Source organism: Telluria sp. ZT3P26 (assembly GCF_059686035.1).
This window is the reverse complement of record NZ_JCASII010000007.1, coordinates 67,143-90,730: the sequence shown is the minus strand read 5'-3', so window position 1 is coordinate 90,730 and position 23,588 is coordinate 67,143. Positions and strand designations below refer to the sequence as shown.

Genomic DNA, 23,588 nt, shown 5'->3' with positions numbered 1-23,588 from the left:
CCCGCAATCCTCACAAGGACAACGATGCTAGGTTCACTGTTCAGGAATCCCCTGCGACGCCCGCCACGGCAGGATGCGTTCGACGCGACCCTGCTCGGCAGCGCGGCGATCGCGTTGCCGGCGCCAGCCGGCATCACCATTCCTGCGCCGTGCGCCGCCGTGCTGGTCGACCGCGGTGGCCGCAGCCGGCGCCTGGCGGCCGGCAGCCGCATCGCAGTGCTGGAAGGGGAAACCGCCTGGTGCGTTCATCCGGGACCGTACACCTGTGACCTCGTCCCGTTTGCCGGCGCGCCCGAGATCGGCCTGCGCGTGAGCTTTGCCGTCGACGCCAGCGATCCGCGCGCCACGCACCAGCGTTTCGACCTGTTCCTGGCCAGCGAGGCGGGGAGCGCAGTCGACCTCGCGGGCTTTGGCGCGCTGGCGCAAACGGCGCTGCAGCGCGAGCTGGCCCAGGGCAATCTCGAACTCCCGCCCTGCACGACACTCGAAGAATGGAACACGTTCAGATCGGGGTTCAATCAGTTGATGTACACGCGCTTTGGCGTGACCGTTGACGATTGCGTGCCGGTCGATCTTGGCGCGACGCACGATTACCCGGCGCTGCTCGAAGCACGGCTGGCGGCGCAGGCCGCGCCCGTAACGGCGGCAGCATCGGCCGAACCAGTGGCTGCGATGCCAGCCGGAGCGTTCGTGCCGGCCTGCGAAGATGCCCGCGCCCTGCGGCGCCTGTTCCTGGAGTTGCCATGCCTGATGTGCGCGGTGCGCATGGCAGTGCTGCCGGCGGACCAGGGGCGCTTCCGCCAGCACCAGGAATTGCTGCGCCGGCTCGATCTGGTCAGCCTGTCGGTCGGGACGATGCCTGCGCTCGAACTGGCTGCGCCCGGCCAGCCATTGGCGCCAGAGGAGCAGCTGCGCCGCGCGCGCCACAGCCGCCGCGCCGCCGCCGCGCTCGACGAAGCATGGGCACTGCTGGCGCGCATGAAGGTTGCCGGCGAAGGGCCGCTCGATGTGCTGTTCGACGAAGCCGACCGCATCGTCGCCAATCTCGAAACCGAGACTGGCGCGCGCCGCGTCACGCACGTGCACGAAGAGGTGATGGCATGACGGCGCCCGTGTTCGAAGCGAGCTGCCACAGCATCCTGCCCGACGGCAGCATGCTGACGATCACCGCGACGCGCCGCCCGCGTGCCGGCCGCGCTGACGTCAAGTGCAGCGTGCCCGGTGCGCCGGCGCAGGCCGAACGGATGCAGCAGGTGGTGCGCCTGGCGCGCCATACCGAGCCGCGTTACGACAGCCGCGACCAAGTGGTGCTCAGCGCCGACCGCGCATTCGATCCGGCAGCGCGCGACTGGGAACTGGCCGCCGTGTTGGCCGACCGCATCGTGCGTGGCGTGTTGCAGGCTGCGCGACCCATGGTTGCCAATGGCTGGTCCGACGCCTGGCACCTGGGGCGGATCGACGGCCGCGCGCTGGTCAATGTGCCCGATGGCGTGCTGGCGGGCGGCCCGGATGGCATGCCGCACCTGGGCGCGCTGACCGGCCAGCCGGATCCGGGCGCAGCGACGGCCAGCGCGCGCGCCTGGTTCCCGCTGCACAGCGGCGGCGACCACGATGATCTCGGCTGGGTGGAAGTGAGCGTACGGCCGCTGGCCAGCGCCATGGATGCCGACGACGATGCGATCAGCGTGCCGGACCTCGACGCACTGCGCCAGGGCCAAGTACGGGCCGTGCTGGCCGGTGCGCGGCATTTTGATGGCCGTGGCCAGGGCCAGTGGAAAACCACCGTGCGCTTTGGCGAGACGGGCTTTTCGGGCGATTCGTACGGCCTGGCGCTGGTGATGGCCGACCGTATCGCGCGCGGCCGTGAATTCATGACGCGGGGCAGGGTGATCGCCACCGGCACGTCGAGCGCCTGGCATGCAGGCAAGGTGGAGACGGTGGACGCGCTGGCGCCGAAGTGCGCGCTGATCCTGCGTGAAGCGGGGCCGGGCGACCGTATCCTGCTGCCCAAGGCATGGGAAAGCGCGCTGCCGCAGGGCATGCGCGAAGCGTTGCGCGCGCGCGGTGCGAGCCTCGCGTGTGTGGAACGCATCGGCATCATTTGAGATCACGGGTTTGACATCACGGGCGTGCGCAAGCGCACCGCGAGCGTAGATCGTGCGCTGCTAGAATTGGCAGGTTCGTCGACAGGTTCGACAGCAGGTTGGCAAGAAGAAGGCAAGAGAGAAAACGGAGTCGGCTATGTTGCACATGTTCGGAGTAAACGGCGCCAGCTGCCCGCGGTGCGAGCGCAGGAACGGGGTCGATGCACATTACTGCGCTGGCTGCGGCGTGATCCTTGGCGCGCCGCGCAGCAAACCGGTGCTGGTCGAGAACCGCTGGGTGCCGGCGCCCGATGAACTGGCCGTGTTCTTTGGCCTGCGCGAATTGTCCGGGCTGTTTGTCAAGACACTGCGCGTGCCCGCCACGGCGCGCGGCTTCATCCTGCAGGGCGACAAGGCAACCGAGGTGCCGCAGGGCGAGTACGAACTCGAAGGCTTCTTCACGCGCCTGAACCATCTTCTGCGCGACCAGCACGCCGAAATCCTCGTCACGCGCACAACGGCGTTGCCGGTGCCATTCGAGTTCGACGACATCCCCACCTGCGAGCAGCTTGCCATTTCAGTGCGCTTCACGGTCAGCATCAGGATCGAGAACGTCCCGGCCTTTGCCCGTCACTTCATGACGACGCCCGGCACCATCGGCACGCCCGAGTTGCGCGAACTGCTCGCCCACCCGGTGCGCCAGCTGGCGCTGGAATTCATCGGCGCGCGCTCGATCCGCGAGATGGCCGCTGGCGGCGCGCTGCGCGAAGAACTCGACGAACGCCTGCAGGGCGGCCTCAAGCTCCTGCTGGCCGACTACGGCCTGGCCGTCACCAGCGTGCAGACGGTGGAGCTGCGCCACGACAAATACGACGCCAACCGCGCGCGCGTGGGCAGCATGTGGCTGGCGGCCGACGAGCAGCACGTGCAACTGGCACACAAGCGCCACCTGGACGAGCTGTACACGGCCGAAGAATGGCAGGGCATCAAGCGCAATGAAGAAGAAGCGCGCCTGCGCATCCGGCGCGCCGAGCTGCGCCAGGACGACGCGATCGCGCGCGCCGAGATGTCGCTGCAGGGTGCCGATCGCGCACATGGCGTGCGGGCACGCCAGATCGAACTGTATGGCCGCATCCTCGAAGCCACTTCGCGCGAGCAGGCGCTGGCACAGGGCGCGGGCGAGGTGCTGGCCGAACTGCAGCACGAGGCCGCGCAAAAAGGGGCGCAGCGCGCCGACGAAGCGGCGCAATGGCAGCACCTGCGCGCGCTGGCCGGCGTGCACATGCGCGCGGAAGTCGCCAGCGCCCAGCAGGAGGCGCAGCATGCGCGCCAGTCGGCACAGCAGCGTTTCTCGCAGCAGTTGCTGCAGCAGCAGATCCGCCACAAGATCGACCAGGCGCGCCTGATCGAGGACGCGACGCGCCAGCGTGACGAACTGATTCGCCTGCGCGAAAGCGAAGCCGAGGCGGCGCGGCGCATGCGCGACATCGACGAAGCCGAATACCAGGCGCGCTACCAGGCCCTGAAGCTGGCCAACGACGCCCGTCTGCGCGAGGCCGGCCGCACGCAGGAATGGGAAGACGAACAGGCGCGCCAGCGCATCGAGGGCGCCCGGCGCGGCGCCGGCAGGCTCGATGCCGAGGCCCAGCAGGACAAACTGCAGCGCACGATCGAACTCGAAGCATTGCAGGCGCGCTCGCTGCAGGACGTGACGCTGCACGCCGACGAACGCCGCGCCGGCCTGGGCGAAGCCGCCCGCGCGGGCGAGCGGGCACACGAAATCGCGCTTGCCCGGCTGGCGCTGGAACGCGCCGCAGCACTGGGCGCGATGGACGATACGGCCAAGCTGGCCCTGGCCGATGCCGCGAATGCCGTCGTGCTGGCCGATTACCTCAAAACGCGCGTGCATGCCGACATGGATGCCGACCAGTTGACGGCGCTGGCCGGCGTGGCCGCTGCCGGCAAGGTCGACCTGGGCGAGGCGGCGCAGATGGTGCGCGACGAACAGGCGCGACGCGAAGGCGAAGTCGACAAGGACCGGCGCCACCAGCTCGACCTGCTGACCCTCCAGAATGACGTGAACAAGGCCGCGCTGCATGCACAGGCCGGTGTGGCGGGCGCGCGCCAGTGCGTGCGCGGTCACGCCCTGCAACGCGACGATCGCGTGTGCGGCGCCTGCGGCGGCGCGCCGGCTGCCTGATCGATCAATGCAAACAGCCATCGACAAGATCCGCGAACTGCGCGCACTGCACGACGACGGCCTGCTGAGCCGGCAAGAGTTCGAGCTGCGCAAGAACGCGATCCTCGACGCGGCCTACCAGCCGGGCGAGCGGCCCATCGACCCGGATGCGCTGTACGACGCCTCTGCGCCTGCACCTCGCCCGGGCACCGAAATCGGCCTGATGACGGGCCAGGAAATCGGCCCGCAAAACCGGCGCTACCGGCTCGAACGCCTGATCGCGCATGGCGGCATGGGCCAGGTGTGGCAGGCGACCGACCTGGCCACGCACGCCGAACTGGGGCACAGCGCGCAAGTGGCGCTCAAGATCCTGCCGGCGCATGCGACGTCCGCCGCCAGTCACGCCAAGCTGCTGATCCAGGAAGCCACGCGCGCGCGCCGCCTGGCGCACGAACACATCGTGCGCGTCTACGAGTGGGCGCAAGACCCGGCCACGTCGAGCTTTTTCCTGATCATGGAATACCTCGAAGGCGAAGATCTCGACGCCGTGCTGGCGCGCGAAGGCCGCCTGCCACTGGCGCGCGTGCTGGCCTTGCTCGACCCGGTCGCCGCTGCGCTCGACTACGCGTGGGACCGCCATCACCTGGTCCACCGCGACATCAAACCCGGTAACGTCTTCGTCACGAACAAGGGCGACGTCAAGCTGCTCGACTTCGGCATCGCCGCGCGAGCGCGCGCTAGCGGCCCTGCGTCAAAGCTCGACGCACCGGCCACGTCGGGCACGGCCGGCTACCGCGCGCCGGAAGCCGTAATCGAAGGCCGCACGCCAGAGCCCACGCTGGACGTGTATGCGGTTTCCGTCATGATCCACCAGCTGCTCACCGGCGTGCTGCCCGGCGAACCGGGTGGCACCGTGCCCGAGACGCTGGGCGCGCGCCAGTGGGAGGTGCTGCGCAGCGGCTTCGGGCGCGTTCCGGTAGCGCGCCCGGCCAGCGTGCACGCGCTGCTGGCGGCGATCCGCGCAGCGGCCGGGCCGTCGGCCGTCGAACTGGCAGCGCAGGATGCCCGCGAGCGGATCGAGCAGGAGCGCGTGGCGCGCGAACTGGCGGCGCGGCGTGCGATCGAGGCCGAGGCGGCTGCCGTCATCAAGGCGCAGCAGGACGAGCAGCGCCGCGTGCAACTGCGCGAGCAGCAGCGGCGCGAACGGCTCGAGGCGGAACAGGCCCGCCTGGCGCGCAAGGAATCGCTGCGCCAGCAATTGCTGGCGCGGCGCGACGAAGAAGTCGCGAAGACCCAGGCTGCCAAGGAAGAAGCGGCGCGCAAGGCAGCGCAACTCAAGGCTGCGGCAGCGTATATGGCGCAGCAGAAAAAGGCGCGCGAGGACGCCGCCGCCAGCACCGTGGACGAGCCTGTCAGCCAGGAGCGGGCGCCCGACGCCGCTGCAGCCGTGGCGGTGGCAGATGCCCCAGTGGCGCCACCACCACTTGCCGACACCGGCATCCTGCGCGACGCCTTCATCGACGGCAGCGGCAGTGGCCCGGCCATGGTGCTGATCCAGACGGGCCGCTTCCAGATGGGCTCTCCGGAGCACGAGCGGCGCATCGCGATGGCGGCCGGCTCGCAAAAGAACTGGATCGCGCGTGAAACGCCGCAGCACTGGGTCGGCATCGAGCGTCCGTTCGCCATGGGCCGCTATCCGGTGACGGTGGGCGAGTGGCGCGCGTTTGCACAGGCCAGCACCTGGCAGCCGGCCGGCGAGGTCGACTGGGCTGCGCCAGGCTTTCCGCAGACCGACGACCATCCGGTGGTTGGCGTGACGTGGTTCGACGCGCTGCAATATGTGGCGTGGCTGAGCGCAGCAACGGGCAAGCGCTATCGGCTGCCGAGCGAAGCCGAATGGGAATACGCGTGCCGCGCCGGTACGAAGACCGCGTTCAACACGGGCGACACGATCGCCACGACGCAGGCCAACTTCGACGGCACGTTCACCTACAACGGCGGGCCGCGCGGCGAGTTCCGGCACGGGACCACGAAGGTCGATACCTTCGCACCGAACGCCTGGGGCCTGCACGACATGCACGGCAACGTCTGGGAATGGGTGCAGGACGTCGTGCACGAGAACTACGACGGGGCACCCAACGACGGCAGCGCCTGGGAAACGGGTGGCGACCAGGTACGCCGCATCCTGCGCGGCGGCTCGTGGCTGTACAACCCGCGCTACCTGCGCTCGGCGCTGCGCAACGGCTTCTCGGCCGTCCTGTCGAACGATATCGTCGGCCTGCGCGTGGTGCGCGAACTGATGTAGGCAGGACTGGAAGACGCCGGGCAATCCGGTGTACAGTCAGGTCTCACCTTTTCTTTTCAAGACACCTGCCATGGCCATTGCGCACCTGTTTCGTTCCCACGACAAGGACCTGGGCGGCGGTTTCACCGTGCGCCGCCTGTTGCCCGCTGCGGCCCGCCAGTCCATCGGCCCGTTCCTGTTTTTCGACCATATGGGGCCAGTGGAAGCACCGGCCGGCGCCCGTCACGATGTGCGGCCGCACCCGCACATCGGGCTGGCCACGGTCACCTATCTGTTCGAGGGTGCGATCATGCACCGCGACAGCCTGGGCACCGAGCAGCGCATCGAGCCTGGCGCCGTCAACTGGATGACGGCCGGCAGCGGCATCGTGCATTCCGAGCGCACGCCCGAGGATCTGCTCGAGCGCACGCGCCGCACGCACGGCCTGCAATTGTGGGCGGCGCTGCCGCGCGAGCATGAAGAAACGCCCGCCGCGTTCAGCCACACACCGGCCGACCGGATTCCCGAAATCGCACTGCCGGGCGCCACCGTTCGGCTGCTGGTGGGCAGCGCGTTCGGCCAGACGTCGCCCGTGCCGACCTTCAGCCAGACGCTGTACCTGGACGTGCAACTGGCGCCCGGTGCCGCCATCGAGCTGGATGACTTGCCTGATGAAACCGCACTGTATGCGCCGTTCGGCACGATCGAGATCGACGGTGAGCCAGTCGCCGCCAACACGATGGCCATGCTGGAGCCGGGGGCAGCGGTGCGCGTGAGCGCCGCTGCCGGCGCGCGCTTCGTCGTGATCGGCGGCGAACCACTGGACGGCAAACGCTTCATTTTCTGGAACTTCGTGTCGAGTAGCCGCGAGCGCATCGAACAGGCGGCGCGCGACTGGGAAAACTATCGCTTCGTGCCATTGGCCGGCGACAACGAACGCATCCCGCTGCCGCAGTGGCCGCCAAGCTGGCGCCGCGACTGATCTTGCCGCGCGGCTAACGCGCGCCCGTTCCGTGGGTGCGGGCGTAATCTGGCATCACCCTGTGCGTGTCAATACGAATGAGGTGATGCCATGAAAATTCCTGAACATCTGCGGGCGCCGGCGATCGTGTTCGCCCTGCAGGCAGCGTTGCTGGCCGGTGCGGCACTGGTCTTTCTGGTGCTGGTGCCGTCGTACGGCTGATCAGGCGCTGAGAGCGTCTGCAAGCAGGCTGCGACGGTCGATGCCGCGCCGGTCAGTGCGTGCCTCGGGATAGGCGTTGGGGACGAAGCGCGCCGCCATGCCCATACACGACTGCTGCACGCGGTCGAGCGCGCCAGTGATGGCCAGCGGCGCGTCGCGGCCGCTGGCGCGGTCGCGCTGCCAGAAACCGCCGTCGCGATGGAACAGCAGCGGCAGGGCAACCGCGCGTGGCATCGCAGCCGGCTGGGCGCCAGCACTGGCGCCGTTCAGCGCCGCCTGGCCTGCAGGCGGCACGGCGTCCGGCGCCATCAGGTAAAAACACTCGGCGCGGGCGCCGGCGTCGAGCCGGTGCAGCACGACCGCGTGTGCCAGCAGGGCCGTCACCTCAAGCGTGACGATGCCCTTGATGCTGGCCGTCAATTCGATGCGCATGCCCAGGCGCAGCTGGACCGGCATGTGCTTGCCGGGCCAGACACCGTCGAGCAGCAAGCCATAGCGCGACACGTCTTCGATCTCAAACCCGGCGCGGCTGCGACGGATGATGGCGTGGCGGCCGGACAGCCGGCGCGTCAGGCCCCCGGCATCCATGCCCGTTTCGCCGTGATGGGCCAGCAGCACATCGGCGTCGGGTGCATCGTGTTCAAAGCGGCCCAGCATGAATTCGTCGAGCGCGAACAGGCGCACGTGGCGCTGCGTGGCCGAATCGGCCTCTGCGTGCACGAGGCAGCCGCTGTCGGTCAGGCACGGGTGCGCAGGCGGTTGGGCCGGCAGGTCGATTTCGATCAGGTCTTCGTCCCAGGCAATGGTGGTCATGCCCATGTCGATCTTGCCGCTACCGTTGCCGCCGTCCAGGTTCAGATGGGCGATCGACGCATTGCGGGCGACGACGTCGATATCGATGCGGCCGCCGCCCGGCGCGTTGACGCGCGCAATGCCGGCGTCGTCGGCCGTGACGCGCACGTTCTTGTGCGTGGCGAGGAACGTCTGGTGGATTTCGCCCAGGCTCGCATCCTGGCGCGGCACGAGGATCACGGGTGAGCAGGTCCAGGTGCGGCTGGCCTCGGGCGCGTGCGCGTGGCGGCTGTGCAGTTCGATCTCGATACGGTACTGGCCGTGTTCGAGGCCGCGCGAGGAAAATTCGAGAAACAGCGGGCGCCAGTCGCCGCGCGAGGTGCGCTGGAAGGCGTAGCTTTCGCCGCCGTGCAGGCGCAGCGCCGAGTGCACGAGCATGCGCACATCGGGCGCACAATCCATCGGCATGCCGCGCAACTCGAGCCGCAGTGCCTGGCGGCCGCCGGCTGCGCGCGGGTCGAAGCCGCTGATGTGCAATTGCGGACGCTGCAGGCCGGATGGCGCCGGTGCGGTTGCCGGCACGACCGTGTCGCGGCGCGTGCGCACGGCGCTGATCGTGTCGAAACTGGCGGGCAAGCCACCGACGACCGGAGGTGCCGATGCCGGTAACGGCGCGGCATGTGCCTGATACGCGCCGGCCGCAGCCTCGGGCTGGGCATGCCCGTGCGCGCACCGCACCTCGCCGGGGGCGACCCAGACGGTGCAATGCGGATGCGCGGGGTTACGGCAGCGATTCATGGCAAATTGATCAGTCAAGAAAAGTGGAAAGCAGTGTTGCAAGCTTACGCTGTTTTCAGCAGGCACGGCGCACCAAGCTCGTTGATTAACAACATTATTTTCCTACAGCATCAAATTAATTTGTTATCTTTCCAACGTTCAATAACTCGCGTCGTCGTCGTCCAGCGGCAGGGCGGTCTCGTCGGCGTGGCGCGGCAGGGGGCGCAGCACGAGCGCCGTCAGATTATCCGGTTGCAGGCCGTCCGGCGGCTCGTGCTCCATCAGTCCGAACAGGCGCTCGACCAGCGTCGCCGCCGCCGGCGCATCGGCCAGCAACGCTGGCCAGCGCGCGACCAGCGCATCCGGGTGTGCGCATGACCAGAACCCGTCGGTGGCCAGCAGATAGGCTGCGTCGGCCCGCAACTGCAGTGCGCGGCGGTCGGGCAGGTGGGCCAGCCAGCACGGCAGGTTGGCGGGGGTGAGGGCGAACAGGCCATCGGACAGGCGCGACGGATCGGCAAACGCATTGCCCAGAATGAAGGCCTGGGCAATCTGCGGCGCGTGGCGACCATGGACGTCGCGCCACCAGTCGGCTTCGCCAAGCCGGCCGGCCAGTGCCGCGCCGGTGGCGGGCACGTGGTCGACCGTCAGCGCGGTAGCCTGCCGCGCATCGAGTTCATACAGCCGCGAGTCGCCCACGTGATACAGCAACGGCGCAGCGCCGGGCGGCAGCTCCAGCAGCGTCAGCGTCGTGCCGGGCCGGCCCGTGGCACCGGCGCCGTCGGCAAAGCGCGCCTGCAGCGCCGCATGCAGCACATCGAGATGCGCCGTCAAGCCATCGAGCGACGTGCAGGGCGGCATCGCGAGCAGACCAGCGGCAAGCGCCTCGGCCGCTTCGCGCCCGTGACCGTGGCCGCCCATCCCGTCCAGCACCGCCAGGCGCCCATGCCCGGCGGGCCAGCCGGCAATCGTCATGGTTGCCGGCTGCTGGTCGTGCAGATGGCAGGCGCGCCCGTCGAAATCGATGACGACGAGATTGTCCTGGTTTTCAGCGCGGGTGGAAGCACCCACGCCCACGCGGCTGGCCACGGCGACGTCGAAGGAGGGGGCAAAGCGGAAATCGGCAAGCGTCGGTGGCATGGGCAGGGAACAGGATGGTGTAATGCCACTGTACTACTGTTTGCGGGCAAGTCATGCGCTGAACAGATGCCATTCCCGGTGCCACCCACGGGCAATGAACTGGTCATCCGATACATGGCTTATGGTATGTTGACGTTTCCAACGCCACCTTGTCGACACGCGCCATGGACATTCGCCCACTCGATGTTGCCGATGTGCCGGACCTGGTGCCGGCCATGGCCGCGCTGTTGCGCAGCCTGGCACTGGAATTCATCGTGCACGAATCGACACCGGTCGGCGCCGCGGCGTTCCTGGCCGAGAATGACGAACACGGCATTCGCGGATACCTGGCGCGCGGGCACGTGGTCCACGTGGCGCTCGACGGCGACCGGCTGGCCGGCTTCATCGCGATCCGCGACAACAGTCATCTGTTTCACCTGTTCGTCGGTACGGCCTGGCAGCGGCAAGGGCTGGCGCGGCGCCTGTGGCACGCCGCGCGCGCCGCCGCCATCGCGCGCGGCGGGGACGGCAACTTTACGGTCAACGCATCCAACTACGCCGTGGCCGCCTATGAACGGCTCGGCTTCGTGCGGGTAGCGCCGACCCAGTGCCTGAGGGGCCTGTCGTTCAACCCGATGCAGCTCGCCTGGGCAGGGGATCGATCTGGCCGTTCGCTCTTCGCGCCACCGGCCAGGTAGTACGCTGTGCACTTTCAGTATATATTGCCGCTCGACAAAAGTTTTCGTTTTGGCAGCAGGTTACAATGGCGGTCGGTCCGTATCGATCGGGCGCAAGCGGCGCATTGGTGCGCCGTGCCCGACGAGCTTTGATGATGATGATCCTGAATAACCTGATCCGCCAGCTTCCCGTAACCCGCCTGCCTGGGGCAGCACGTGAGGCATGGGCATGAGCGCGACAGCGTCGTCGGGGCCTTCCATTTCGCGCGCGTTCGGCAAGACCCTGATGACGACCATGGGCATGACCGTGGTGGGTTTCATCTCATCCGTGATCACCGCGCGCATCCTGGGGCCGGAAGGGCGCGGCCTCCTGTCGGCAGCCATCCTGGTCTGTTCGCTGTCGGCCGGTGTGGCGCAGTGCGGCATGGGCAGCAGCTATCTGTATCACTTCGGTGCGGCGCGCCAGTTTCCATATCTGCGCTTCCTTCTCCTGTCGCTGCTGAGCATCTGCATCTTTGCGACGGCCCTGGCGGCGGCCGGACTGCAATTGAGCGACGCGGTGCAACTGCACCGGTTCATGTGGCTGATCCTGGCATTTGCCGCGTTCATGGCCAGCCAGACCTATATCTTCTCGCTCACGCAACTCCATTCGGATCTTCATTTCTTCAACATCCTGCGCTTTACGCAGGTGTTCGGGAATCTGGTCCTGATGCTGCCACTGGTGCTGTGGTTCGACGTGGTGACCTTCGAGCAGATCCTGGCAACGCAATTGCTGATGCTGGTCGGCGTCACGGCCATGGGGTTGTGGTGGGCGCGCAAGCACCGGATCTGGCAGCTGAAGGTGGAGGTCAAGGCGCCGGTGCAGCCGTGGGTCGTCCTGCGCTACGGTTTTCACCAGCAGGGCATTGGTCTGCTGAGCATTTTCCTGGTCAATTTCGACAAGCTGTTCCTGCTCAATCGCGGCACCATCCAGGAATATGGTTTCTACGCGCTGGCATTCACGACGTCGCGCCTGATCGGCGCGGTGCAGGAGTCGGCATCGGTCGCGCTGTTTTCACGCTTTGCCGGCCGGGATGAGCAGGCACTGAGCCAGGCGGTGCGCACCACGTTCCGCGTGACGTTCATGCCGTTGATGGTGCTTGCCGCGATCGGCGGCGCGCTGTCGCCATGGCTGCTCAACCTGATCTATGGCAAATCGTTTGCGGCGATGACGATGCCGTTTGCCATCCTGCTGTTCGAATGCGTGATCGGCGGCGCCAGCTGGACGCTGGCGCAACGTTTCACTGCCGCCGGTCAGCCTGGCCTCGTGCTGGCGCGCCAGATCATCGCGGTGATCCCGGTGCTGATCGCGATCCCGTTTCTGCCGCAGGAAAACACCTACGTCTGGCTGGCGGGGCTGATGCTGGCGGGTGCGTGCCTGCGCCTGATCACGACAATCATCCTTGGCGTGCGCCGGCTCGGCGAGCCGATGCCCGACTTCATTCCGACCCGCAGTGACGTTGCCCTCCTGCGCCGGCTGTTGACGCGTTCGAAATAACTGCTTTTTCCGGGAGTAGCCTTGAATAACCATCGTTCGATGATGCTGGACCTGCAAACCCGGCATGACGCCATCCACGATCTGCTGGCCGGCAGGGACTTTCATTACATTGATATTCCGATGCACGACAATATCGGTGATCTGCTGATCATGCAGGGCACGCTGGCGTTCTTCAAGAAGAAGCGCCTGTCGCCGCGGACGATCTCGACCTCGTGGGCATTCGATCCGTCATGGGTCAAGCCGGGCGACATCCTCGTGTTTCACGGCGGCGGCAATTTCGGCGACCTCTACGCGAACATCAACGAAATACGCGAAGACATCATTACGCGCTTTCCCGAGAACCGCATCGTGATGCTGCCGCAAACTGTGTTCTTCGGCAGTGAGACGACCCGTGACCGTTCGGTGGCCGTGTTCCGCCGCCATCCGGATGTCCACATCTTTGTCCGGGATAAGGCGTCGCAGCAGATTGCCAACCTGTTTTCCGATCACGTGTACCTGGCGCCCGACATGGCGCACCACCTGTATCCCATCGCCAGCAAGGGCGACGGCACCGGCGTGCTGCGCATCGAGCGCGTGGACACGGAAAAGCCGGTGGTGCCGGCATCGCTCAAGGATGCACGTTTCGACACCCGGACCGACTGGATCGAGGTCGTGGGCAAGGAAAAGCGGCTGATCGATTTTGCCTGGCGCATCCAGGCTGCCTTTATCAAGCGCGGCTGGCAAACCTGCAAGAAGCTGATCGGCCCTCTGTACTGGATACCGGTCGCGCAGCGTTTTTCGTCCAGGGCGGTGGCGCTGTTCGCGCGCCATGAGCACATCGTCACCGACCGCCTGCACGGCCATATCCTGTCGTGCCTGATGGACAAGCCACATACCGTGATCGACAACAGTTACGGCAAGAATTCGACCTACATCGACGAATGGACTGCGCACAGCGATCTGGTACGACTGGTGAAGGTGTGACCGCATGCCCGCTTATTTCCAAGGACAGTAACCCATGACCACCTCCGCACCGACTGTCCTGATCGTCGACGATGAAGCAAGGAGCCGCGATCGGCTGGCCGGCCTGCTGGCACCCGGAGGCTATGAAACGACCAGCGCCGCCAGCGGCGAAGAAGCGCTGTCCTCGGTGGCCAGCGACGCGCCGGACCTGATCCTGATCGCGCAGACGATGCCGGGCATCGACGGCTGCCAGGTGGCCACCATCCTGAAGGCCGATCCGGCAACGGAGAACATCCCGATCATCATGGTCACCGGCGTGGAGGATATCGGCATGCGCCAGGAAGGGCTGGCCGCCGGGGCCGAGGAATTCCTGAGCAAGCCCGTCGATCCGACGGAGCTGGGACTGCGGGTGCGCAATCTGCTGCGCCTGAAGGACATGGGCGACCTGGAAGACCAGGTCCTCGTGCTGGAGCAGAAAATCGCCGCCCGCACCGCCGACCTGCTGCGCTTTCGCACGGCGATGAATGCGACGCCCGACGCCCTGATGCTGGTCAGCCGGGACACGATGCGCTTCGTCGAAGTCAACGACACCACCTGCGCGATGCTGGGCTACACGCGCACCGAAATGCTTGCGCTGGGGCCAGTGGCGTTGGGCGCGGCGACGCACGACGAACTCGAGGCGATGTTCGAACCCGCACCGGGTGGCCGCATCAAGCCCCGGCTGAGCGAGGTCACGCTGCACTGCAAGGATGGCGGCCTGGTCGACGTCGAGATCCACCGCCAGGCCCTGTTGTCCGGGAATGACTGGATCATCGTCAGCGTCGTGCGCGACATCACCGAACGCCGGGTCGCGCAGCAGATCCTGCAGTACCAGGCCAGCCACGACGTGCTGACCGGCCTGCCCAATCGCGCCTGGTTCTACGAGGCGCTCCACAGCATTGTCGGGTCAAGCCAGGACGCCGGTGCGCAGGTTGCGGTGGTCTTTCTCGATCTCGATCGCTTCAAGAACGTCAACGACACGCTCGGCCACGCCATGGGCGACGAACTGCTGGTGCAGTTCAGCGCCCGCCTGGCCACGTGTGTCGGCGCGCGCGATACCGTCGCGCGCCTGGGCGGGGACGAATTCGGCCTGATCCTGATGCTCGACCAGGACCCGGCGCGCGCAGCCACGGTGGCCGGCCGGATCGCCGAGGTGCTGTACCCGCCGTTCAACCTGCGCGGCTTCGAGGTGATCGTCACGGCCAGCGTCGGCATCACGGTCCATCCCGGGGACGGCAACGACCCCGAGGTGCTGATCAAGTACGCCGACACCGCGATGTACGAGGCCAAGCAGGCAGGGCGCGACACCTATCGCTTCTTCACGGCGCAGATGAATGCCGATGCGCTGCAACGCCAGGACCTCGAGCACGCGCTGCGCAAGGCGGTCGAGAACGAGGAGTTCGAACTGTATTACCAGCCCAAGCTGCTGCTCGGCGCGGACACCATCGTCGGTGTCGAAGCGCTGCTGCGCTGGGACCGGCCCGGCCACGGGCTGGTCTCGCCGGGCCTGTTCGTGCCGGTGCTGGAAGAGACGGGGCTGATCGTGCGCGTCGGCCGCTGGGTGATCGACACCGCCTGCCGCCAGATCAAGGCCTGGATGCTCGGGGCGACGGGGCCGATGCAGGTATCGGTCAATATCGCGGGGCGCCAGTTCGCCGAGGGCGACCTGGAAGGCGACGTGATGCACGCGCTGGCCGTGCATGACGTGCCGGCCGCGCTACTGGAGCTGGAACTGACCGAGACGTCGCTGATGATCAACACCGAGCGCACCATGCAGTGCCTGAGCAACCTGCGCGCGCGCGGCATCCAGGTGTCGGTCGACGATTTCGGCACCGGTTACTCGAGCCTGGCCTACCTGCGCCGGTTCCCGATCGACAAGCTCAAGATCGACATCGCCTTCATTCGCGACGTGACCACCAATGCCGACGATGCCGCCATCGTCAACGCGATCATCACGATGGCGCACAGCCTGAACGTGCGGGTCGTCGCCGAGGGTGTCGAAACGGCGGCGCAGAAGGCCTTCCTGATCGCGCACGGGTGCGACCAGATTCAGGGCTACCTGGTCAGCCGCCCGTTGCCGGCGCACCTGATCACGACGCTGATGGCGCTGCGCGCCGCCAGCGAACAGCCAGCGGCAGCGTGAGAATTGTTGAGTAAGTAGCAGCACCGGGCTGGCTATACTGGGCAGATGAACCGGGCCACCTGGCGTTACCGTTGCACCGACTCCCGCAGCGCGGGCCTGGCGGCCATGCTGCTCGTGCACGGGCTGTTGATGCTGGCGTGGCAACTGGCGCGCACCTTGCCGGCGCCGGTCGCGGGGGACGACGCGGCGATGCTGTGGCTGCGCGTGCCGTTGCCGGTGACGGTGCCGGTGCCACGGATGGTCGATGTTCCGTCGGCGCGGCGGGAGGCTGCGACGACGCCGAGGCGCAGTGCGCCGCTGCGGCCGATGCCTGCGGCGCAGGCAGAGACGTCGGCACCGCAACAGCGATCAGCAGACGCGCCGGCACCGGATGCGCCGGCCGAACCAATTACCCCCAGCACCGCTGCCATCATGGACAATGCGCGCCGCAGCATCGGCGACATCGACCGGGCACTGCGCAAGGAACGCCAGCCGTTGATCGTGCTGCCCCCGGACAGCCCGCAACTCCGCCTGCGCCGCGGCATCGAGCATGCGCGCGAGATGGCGCCGCCGCGCTTGTGGGAGGCGCCGCGGGTCGTTGAACTCGTCAACAACACGGGCGACGGCGCGCGCCGCACCCGTGTGATTACCGGAAACGGCACCTACTGCCTGACGGACCGCGCGCCGACGACCGATGTCGAGATGTTTGAGAAGCACGGCAAGCAGCGCTTCACGACCTGCCCGAAAGATGAAGAACCCGCGCGGCAGCAGGAATGGCGGACTGCGCGTGACTAAGCCATGTACCGGAGACCCTGATGAAGACCCCCGTGTTGCTCGCGATCGTTGTGACCTGCCTCGGGGCGCCGGGCGCGCTGTACGCGGCCCCTGTCGTCAGCCATTTTCCGCAGCAGGGGCTGGGACCCTTCCTTGCCAGTCACTTCGACCTGGCCAGTATCCGAAGCTCGTTCGGGCCGCGCCGGGACCGGCGTGGACAGCGCACGTTGGCCGACTTCGGCATGACGCCGACCACGGTGCTGGACAATGACCTGATCTATGACGTGCCCGGGGACTGGTATCTTCGCATGCAGGTGACGGGGCGACGCGACGTCAATGGCGACGGCATTGAGGATCTGGAGGTCTGCTTTACCGATCTCGCGCAGAACGGCGGTACGTACCGCAGCGTGCAGGGACTGGTGATCACGCGCTACGCAAGCGATGCGTACGCGCTGGCGCTGAGATTCAGCGCGAACGACGAGGTATGCGGTGGTACGCAACGTGATTAGCGTTGGCCTGTGCGGCGCAGATATGCGCTGCCCGCACAGCCTTCGACCCGCAGGTTGGACACCTCCCGTACCGGTGGCCAGGGCGCCAGTCGCCAACGAGAGTCGATCACCAACGTTGTCGGGATGGAGGAGACCCGCACGCCGTCAACATGCGTCGCGGCGCCAACCGGGCTACACTGATCACTCCCATTTACGGCAAGTCTGCCGGCGCCTTTGCAGGCCGCGACTTCTTACGGAAAACGACCATGTACCGTACCCTCCTGCGCAATTGCCGCACCCACCGTACGCTCCCCATCCTGCTGGCCTGCCTGTCGGCGCTGACGCTGCTGTCGTCCGCCAGTATCGATGCCGTGGCGCAGGCAGCGCCTGCCGCTACGCGCTACGAACGTACGGCACCCAGCGCGGATGGCATCGGCAAGCGTTACATGGGCCGCGAAATTTCCGGTGTCATGGGATGGGAGGGGGCGCAGTGGCTCGAGCGCGAAAGCCGCGCACGCGAGGAGCGGCCGGAATTGCTGTTGCGTGAACTGGCGCTGGCACCCGGCATGACGGTGGCCGACATCGGCGCCGGCACCGGCTACTACACCTGGCAACTGGCGAAAAAGGTCGGGCTTAACGGCCGTGTGTATGCCGTCGATGTGCAGCCACAAATGATCGCCATGCTCGACAGCCAGATGGCAAAGCGTGGCGTGCGCAACGTGGTTTCGGTACTCGGTAGCGACACCAGTGCAAAACTGCCGCCGGCCAGCGTCGACCTGGCAATCATGGTCGATGTCTATCACGAGCTCGCGTATCCCGCCGAAGTCCTCGACAGCATCGTCGGCGCGCTGAAGCCGGGCGGGCGCGTCGTCTTCGTCGAATATCGCGCCGAGGACCCGGCAGTGGCGATCAAGCCGCTGCACAAGATGAGCGAGCAGCAGATACGGCGTGAAGCCACGGCGCATGGCCTGAAGTGGGAGCGCAGCATCAAGTCGCTGCCGATCCAGCATGCGATCGTGTTTCGCAAGCCCTGAGCGCAGATGGTCGCAAGTAACGCAGCATGCAGGGTGGGGTATCCAGGCCCTTAACGTTCGTCTGCGCGCCGCAGCCACAAGCTGCTCGCCCAGCCCTCGACGTGTTTGCCATCGAGGTTGGCGCGCACCTGCCACCAGTCGCCATCGCGCTGGCCAGTGGCAATCACCCGCGTACCGCCCGGTACCACCAGCAGGCGCTCCGCGCCGATGCCGCCCGCCACGCGCAGATTGAGCGCATCGCGCACCCGGTAGTGGGCGCCGGCCACGGGCACGTCGGCTGTCGGCAGTGGTGCCTCGGCCAGTTCGACGGACGGCGGCAGCGTGAGCGGTACGCCGAACAATGCCAGCAACAGCGCGCCGCCAGCCACGGTGCCAGCGGCCAGCACGCCCAGTGCGCGGGCGTTCGGCCGGTGCCACCAGGCGCGGGGCGTGAGCCACGCGCAGGCGCACAGCGTCAGCACGAGCGCTGCGCCGAACGCACCAAGGTAGGTGGCGATGTGGGTCGACGATGGCATGCTGGCCTCAGGCGTCGAAACGCAGCACGTAGTGGCCGGCGACCAGGTGGTGGCCGGGCGGGATCAGGTACGGCGCATCCTGGGCGGCCGCGTCGATCTGCGCCACCAGGGCCAGCTCGGCATCGAGGTGGTACAGCGCCTGGCTCGGCGACAGGCGCACCACGCGCAGGCCATCGCTGGAGGCTTCCCAGCTGAAGGCGCTGCGTGACAGGCCGAGCCGGTCGGCGCTGGCGGCGGCACCATCGGCCTGGCGCACGAACTGCGGCGCATCGAGCACGCGCAGCGCGGCCAGCGACGGCATGCCGCGCCCGAACGTCAGGCGCGAGCCGCCTGCCGCCGGTTGCGACGGGCCTTGCGGCAGCACCAGGAGGGCGCTGTAGCGCTCCGCCATCGATTGCGGCGCGGCGAGCAAGCCGATGCTGGCACCGTCCATCGGCGAGAACTGCGACGGCACGGCGATGCGCTGGCGACCAGCTGGCGTGATCGCATGCAGTTCGTCGGCGTCGTCGATGGCGAAGCGGATCACGTTGTCCTTGCCCGGCGCGACCGGTACGAGCTGCGCGTCGAGGCCCACTTCGAGCGCCTGTGCACCCGTGTCGCGGTAGCGGCTCAGGCGCGGCAGGGCCAGTGCAGCCAGCGTGATGCGATGGCGCGCGACCGGCGCGTAGGTGGCATCGGCTTCGGTTGTCGGTGCGGGCGTGGTGACGGGGACGGGCGCTGGTGCGGCCAGCGGCATCGCAGTCAAGTCGGGCGGCGGCGTGCTGCTGCGCGATTTCCAGACGGCGGGGCTGCGCTGCGGCGCAGCGGCTGGTGCGGCTGCTGCAGCGGGTACGGATGCCGATGGCTTCAGGGCCGATCCAGCGCGATTGATCCTGAGCAGCAGGCGCTGTGCGCTCGCGCCTTTGCCGCGCAGGACGTAATAGCCATTGGCGGCGTCGAAGACGCAGTCGAAACTGTCTTTCGGGCGCACCTGCAGTTCGAGTGGCGCGTCCGGCCCGTCGTTCACGAGCAGCAGGCCGCCGTCCGGGCCGAACGGCCAGCCCGGCACGGCGAACGTGGCGTTGGCGGGGTCCATGCCCACCAGGGTCAGGCGCTGGTTCGGGTAGATGGCGCAGACCGGCTGCCAGATCGCGCTGTCGCGCGAGGCGGTTACCGTGTACTGCACCTGTTCGCCCGGCGCCGGCAGGTAGACAGCGTGGCCGAACTTGACCTGCACTTCGCCCGGCGCGATGCGGTCGTCGCCCGAGATGAAATAGCGCACTTCATCGCCGCCGAGCAGGTCGCCGAAATCCTTCTGGTGCAGCGCGGCGAGCGACTGCGCCAGGTCGCGCACACGGGCGCCGCGGGTCAGGTGGCGGTCGTCGTCGACGTCGTCCTGCGGCAGCACCAGCGTCACGTGCGAGAAGCAGCGCGTTGCGGCGCGGCCGCGCAGCTCGCGCGGCGAGCGTTCGAGCAGGTCGCGCAGCAGCGCGCGGCGCGAGAACAGCGACAGGCCGGGCGCCTGCCACAGCGCGTCGGCATTGAACACGTCTTCTACCTTGCCCAGGACTTCGTGTTGGACATAGACCGGCATGATTGAATCTCCTCGTTGAATGGGGTGCTTGCCATGCCAAACGCTAGCAGGGGGCAGATGAAAAACAGCAGGTGCGAGCCGCCGGCCGACAGAAAACTCATCGGCTGGCCCATGATCGGGAACATCGCCAGGTTGGTGCCCCACGACAGCAGCAGGTGGCCGGCGACGAACGCGGCGCCGCCGCACAGCGCGAAGCACTGGAAGCGCCCCAGCCAGGCACGCCGGAAATCGTTGGCAGCCAGCGCCCGGCCCCAGGCGCCGGCGGCCACCCGCACCAGCGCCACCAGGAACAGCGCCTGCAACGTCCACAGCGCCAGGCCAGCGGCCAGCCCATGGCGCTGCAGGAGGAAGGCCGGCGCGAAGTCGTCCTGGATCGCGGGAATCGCCAGTGCGTCGCCAGCCGCGCCGCCCAGGGCAGCAAGTCCGAACGCGCTGTCGGCGCCCAGCCAGCCGCCCTGGGCGATGGCGCGCGCACCGAGCAGCATCTGCTGGCCCGTGTGCGGATGGATCGTCGGTGCACTCCAGACCTGGAACCGCTCGGGATAAAAGCCGAGCGCACCGAGGATGGCCCCGCCGCTGCGCATCGCTGCGCCGCCGGCCACCATCAGGCAAACGGCGACAGTGACCGTGACGAGGGCAGCGCGCCGGCCACGGCTCGCGCACCAGACGAGCGCCATCGCGCTGCTCCAGACCAGCAGCAGCACCAGTGGTGAATAATCGTCGACCCGCACCAGCGCAACGCCCAGCAGGAACACGAACAGCAGCACCGGCATGGCCATACGCAGCCAGAAGCGCCAGTTGCGCTGCTGGTGCGTCGCGCCGCCCGCGATCAGCGCCAGGCAATGGGCGCTGAGCGCGGCCAGTGCGAACTTGGCGAACTCGAATGGCTGGATGTCGAACACGCCCGTCTCGCTGCCGAAGCAGACCTGCAGCAGCACGCCCACCAGCGCGATCCCGGCCAGCGTCAGGAGTACGCGCTCGGTGACGGGGCGCGACAGGCTGTTGCGGCCGACGCTCGATAACAGCAGCAGCGCGCCGGGCAAGCCCAGGCCCAGCAGCGCGGTGGAATTCTGGAAGTGGCGCAGCCAGGCGGTGTCGCTGGCGCCCAGTCCCATCTCGAGCTGCACCAGCAGGCCGGCGCCCAGCAGCAGCACGGCGGCGGCGGGCAGCAAGCTGATGCGCGCCTGAAAGCGCAGTGTCAGCCACAGCGTGGCCCAGGCCAGCAGCAGCGAGATGCCCACACCGGGCGCGCCGCTGCTGCGCTGGGCGACCAGCAGCAGGGCGGCGGTGGCCGCGACCAGTGCGGTGAGCAGCGGCAGGATGATGCGTGCGCCGGCAATGCGCTGGCGCAGCAGGGGCAGGACGCTGAGCGCACCCAGCAGCAGCACGCCCAGCGCGGCGGCCCAGGCCAGCGGCGTGGGGGCAGGCAGCGCGAACAGCGTGCGTTCCTGCCACTGCCAGCGGACGGCGTCCGGTAACTGGACCTGCGGCGCATTCGACAGCGCGACCTGGCCCGCTGGCGTCAGGCGCAGCATGTCGCCATTCGGGACCAGCGTGAAGACGGTGCGGCCTACGGCAAAGGTATCGGTGTCGGCCAGCGGCAGGTCGCGCTGGGCGGCGTCTTCCCAGCCGTTCTCGGTCGAGACGAGCACCGGCTGGTCACCCCGTACCGACAGCGCGATACGGCCATCGGGCAGGCGCGCCAGCATTGCTGTGCCCGCCTCGAACGTGCTGCTGGCCAGCCGGTTGCCGCAATACAGCAGGCCGCCCAGGCTGACGGGCCGCGCCAGGCCCAGCGCGTGTGGCGTGACGCGGTTCCATAGTGCGAGTGCGCGGCTGGGAAGGGGGGCGTCGGGGCAGGCCGGCTGCAGTGCGCCATCCTGCAGCAGCGTGGCGCCGTCATAGCGCCAGGTGCGCTCGCCGTTCGACAGCGTCACGCTGTCGGCGTCCTGCGCCAGGACGGCAAAGCGGGCGGCGCCGGCCTGGATCTGCTGGCCGTGCGCCAGCGGCACGTCGCTGCTGCGCGCGCGCGCGTCACCACGGCGCAGCACGATCGGCTGGACCGGCTCCAGATTGCGCAGCCACCAGGCACCGGCGGCATCACGGCGCAGGGTCAGCTGGCGCGCAGCGGCGCGCGGCGCGCCCAGTTCCGCGCGGCCCAGCACGATCGATTCGCCCGGCTGCAGGTGCACTGCGATCTCGCGCGGCAACCAGGCGGCCGGCGCACGGAGCACGGCCAGCAGCTGCACGGCGCACAGCAGCGCAAGCAGGATCGTGGCCGTCGCGGCGCCGAAGGACATCCGGCCAGGCTTCACGCTGCGCTCCTGATGTGCGGCGCGCCGAGCAGGCTGGTCGCTTGCCCCAGCAGGCGGCTGATGTCCAGCGCGTGCTGCGGTCGTTCGGCAGGGCTGTCGGCCAGCAGGCGGCGCAGCAGCGCCAGGCCCGGGACGGCGGCCGGGCCCAGGTGGCCGGCGAACAGCGTCGCCTCGTCGAGCTGCAGCACGGGCGGGCGCGCCTGGTGCGTGGCGAGCAGCGTGGCTGCGCCCTCGCGGCCATGCGTCTGCCAGGCCTGGCCGCAGGTGCTGCTGTAACGCAGCAGGCGGCCGCAGACGAGGTAATAGAAAAGGGCGCCCAGGGCGAAGTAATCGGTACGTGCCTCGGTGGCATAGCCGTTGGCGTCGGTGTCGGGGAAGAACTGCTCGGGCGCCTGCCAGTTGGCGGTGCCGGCGTAGGTATGGGCGCGCAAGTCGTCCAGGCGCCGGTTGGTGCCGAAATCGGCCAGCTTGAGGGTGTCGGCGGCGCGGTCGAGCAGCAGGTTGCCCGGTTTCAGGTCAAGGTAGCGCCAGCCATTGGCATGGACCTTGGCCAGCGCCTGGTTGACCTGGCCGATCCAGGCGAGGGCGCGGGCCGGGGCGATCGTGCGACCGGCGGCGGCTTCCTCCGCCAGGTAAGCGGCCAGATCACCATCGAGCAATTCCAGCGCCAGCGCCGGCAGGCCAAGATGCTCGCCACTGTCGAGCAGGCGGACGATGTGGCGGCCGTCCCATGGCGCGAGGCTTTGCAGGAACGCAATTTCAGTGCGCGCGCTCTCCAGCCACCGGCTGCGCAATGCTTCCGGCGCGCGCGCCATCTGGTCGAGATTGACAAGCTTGAGGGCAACTGCGCCAGTAGCATGCAGGCTGTCAGCGCGCCAGACAACGCCATAGGCCGCGCCAGCCAGCGGTTCGCGCAAGCGGTACTGGCCGCCGATGAGCGAAATGACGGTGCCTGCGTCGTACATGGTGTCCCCCGAGCATGGCGCAAAGCGCCGATGGGGAAGCAGAGCGGAGGGAAGGAGAAAGGACTGGAAAAGCCGGGGTCAGGTCTGACATTCGGACACGATCTCGACAGTCGCCGGTAGAAAAGCCGGGGTCAGGTCTGACATTCGGACACGATCTCGACAGTAGCCTGGGTCGACTTGGCTGGCAAA

Annotated in this window: 18 protein-coding genes; 12 read left to right on the top strand and 6 right to left on the bottom strand. The window is 68.0% G+C overall.

Going from position 1 to position 23,588, the window contains the following annotated elements; all coding sequences use genetic code 11:
- Positions 1-24: 24 nt before the first annotated feature.
- The 5 genes from AC56LN_RS20595 to AC56LN_RS20575 all read left to right on the top strand — a co-directional run bounded on the left by AC56LN_RS20595 (position 25) and on the right by AC56LN_RS20575 (position 7,529).
- A complete protein-coding gene (locus AC56LN_RS20595) occupies positions 25-1,104 on the top strand; it encodes a hypothetical protein (protein WP_499574474.1) in 1,080 nt (359 codons plus the stop codon).
- Positions 1,101-2,105, top strand: coding sequence for a hypothetical protein (locus AC56LN_RS20590; protein ID WP_499574473.1), 1,005 nt, complete (start codon positions 1,101-1,103; stop codon positions 2,103-2,105). The genes AC56LN_RS20595 and AC56LN_RS20590 overlap by 4 nt, the downstream gene beginning before the upstream one ends.
- A gap of 136 nt (positions 2,106-2,241) precedes the next feature.
- Positions 2,242-4,284, top strand: coding sequence for a coiled-coil domain-containing protein (locus AC56LN_RS20585; protein ID WP_499574472.1), 2,043 nt, complete (start codon positions 2,242-2,244; stop codon positions 4,282-4,284).
- 7 nt (positions 4,285-4,291) lie between these two features.
- A complete protein-coding gene (locus tag AC56LN_RS20580) occupies positions 4,292-6,568 on the top strand; it encodes a bifunctional serine/threonine-protein kinase/formylglycine-generating enzyme family protein (RefSeq protein WP_499574471.1) in 2,277 nt (758 codons plus the stop codon).
- 70 nt (positions 6,569-6,638) lie between these two features.
- Positions 6,639-7,529 carry a pirin family protein gene (locus AC56LN_RS20575; RefSeq protein WP_499574470.1) on the top strand — a complete coding sequence of 297 codons (891 nt, stop codon included), beginning with the start codon at positions 6,639-6,641 and terminating at the stop codon, positions 7,527-7,529.
- 201 nt (positions 7,530-7,730) lie between these two features.
- Here AC56LN_RS20575 and AC56LN_RS20570 read toward each other — a convergent pair whose 3' ends face one another.
- A complete protein-coding gene (locus AC56LN_RS20570; protein WP_499574469.1) occupies positions 7,731-9,320 on the bottom strand; it encodes an FHA domain-containing protein in 1,590 nt (529 codons plus the stop codon).
- Positions 9,321-9,458: 138 nt separating this feature from the next.
- Complete coding sequence (locus AC56LN_RS20565) at positions 9,459-10,439, bottom strand: PP2C family protein-serine/threonine phosphatase (protein WP_499574468.1); 981 nt, start codon at positions 10,437-10,439, stop codon at positions 9,459-9,461.
- A 164-nt stretch (positions 10,440-10,603) separates the two neighbouring features.
- Between AC56LN_RS20565 and AC56LN_RS20560 the strand changes: the two genes are divergently transcribed.
- The 7 genes from AC56LN_RS20560 to AC56LN_RS20530 all read left to right on the top strand — a co-directional run bounded on the left by AC56LN_RS20560 (position 10,604) and on the right by AC56LN_RS20530 (position 18,031).
- Positions 10,604-11,116 (top strand): GNAT family N-acetyltransferase, encoded by a 513-nt coding sequence (locus AC56LN_RS20560; RefSeq protein WP_499574467.1) that lies wholly within the window; start codon positions 10,604-10,606, stop codon positions 11,114-11,116.
- Between the two features lie 208 nt (positions 11,117-11,324).
- Entirely contained in the window at positions 11,325-12,632 is a 1,308-nt protein-coding gene (locus tag AC56LN_RS20555; RefSeq protein ID WP_499574466.1) for a lipopolysaccharide biosynthesis protein, read from the top strand.
- Between the two features lie 21 nt (positions 12,633-12,653).
- Positions 12,654-13,595: a polysaccharide pyruvyl transferase family protein gene (locus tag AC56LN_RS20550; RefSeq protein WP_499574465.1), complete on the top strand. Its 942-nt coding sequence runs from the start codon at positions 12,654-12,656 to the stop codon at positions 13,593-13,595.
- Between the two features lie 34 nt (positions 13,596-13,629).
- The gene (locus tag AC56LN_RS20545; RefSeq protein ID WP_499574464.1) at positions 13,630-15,756 is read left to right on the top strand and encodes an EAL domain-containing response regulator; all 2,127 of its coding nucleotides are present in this window, start codon (positions 13,630-13,632) and stop codon (positions 15,754-15,756) included.
- A gap of 105 nt (positions 15,757-15,861) precedes the next feature.
- Positions 15,862-16,530, top strand: a complete 669-nt coding sequence (locus tag AC56LN_RS20540) for a hypothetical protein (RefSeq protein WP_499574463.1) — start codon at positions 15,862-15,864, stop codon at positions 16,528-16,530.
- A gap of 20 nt (positions 16,531-16,550) precedes the next feature.
- Positions 16,551-17,018: a hypothetical protein gene (locus AC56LN_RS20535; protein WP_499574462.1), complete on the top strand. Its 468-nt coding sequence runs from the start codon at positions 16,551-16,553 to the stop codon at positions 17,016-17,018.
- Between the two features lie 245 nt (positions 17,019-17,263).
- A complete protein-coding gene (locus AC56LN_RS20530; RefSeq protein WP_499574461.1) occupies positions 17,264-18,031 on the top strand; it encodes a class I SAM-dependent methyltransferase in 768 nt (255 codons plus the stop codon).
- Between the two features lie 50 nt (positions 18,032-18,081).
- On the opposite strand, the gene AC56LN_RS20525 is transcribed toward AC56LN_RS20530, so the two are convergent.
- Genes AC56LN_RS20525 through AC56LN_RS20510 form a run of 4 tightly spaced genes read right to left on the bottom strand, consistent with a single transcriptional unit; the run spans position 18,082 to position 23,399 of the window.
- Positions 18,082-18,546, bottom strand: a complete 465-nt coding sequence (locus AC56LN_RS20525) for an SH3 domain-containing protein (protein WP_499574460.1) — start codon at positions 18,544-18,546, stop codon at positions 18,082-18,084.
- 7 nt (positions 18,547-18,553) lie between these two features.
- Positions 18,554-20,119, bottom strand: a complete 1,566-nt coding sequence (locus AC56LN_RS20520) for a hypothetical protein (RefSeq protein WP_499574459.1) — start codon at positions 20,117-20,119, stop codon at positions 18,554-18,556.
- Complete coding sequence (locus AC56LN_RS20515) at positions 20,080-22,434, bottom strand: FtsW/RodA/SpoVE family cell cycle protein (protein WP_499574458.1); 2,355 nt, start codon at positions 22,432-22,434, stop codon at positions 20,080-20,082. Before AC56LN_RS20515 ends, AC56LN_RS20520 begins: the two co-directional genes overlap by 40 nt.
- Entirely contained in the window at positions 22,431-23,399 is a 969-nt protein-coding gene (locus tag AC56LN_RS20510; RefSeq protein WP_499574457.1) for a protein kinase domain-containing protein, read from the bottom strand. The genes AC56LN_RS20515 and AC56LN_RS20510 overlap by 4 nt, the downstream gene beginning before the upstream one ends.
- Between the last annotated feature and the right edge of the window lie 189 nt (positions 23,400-23,588).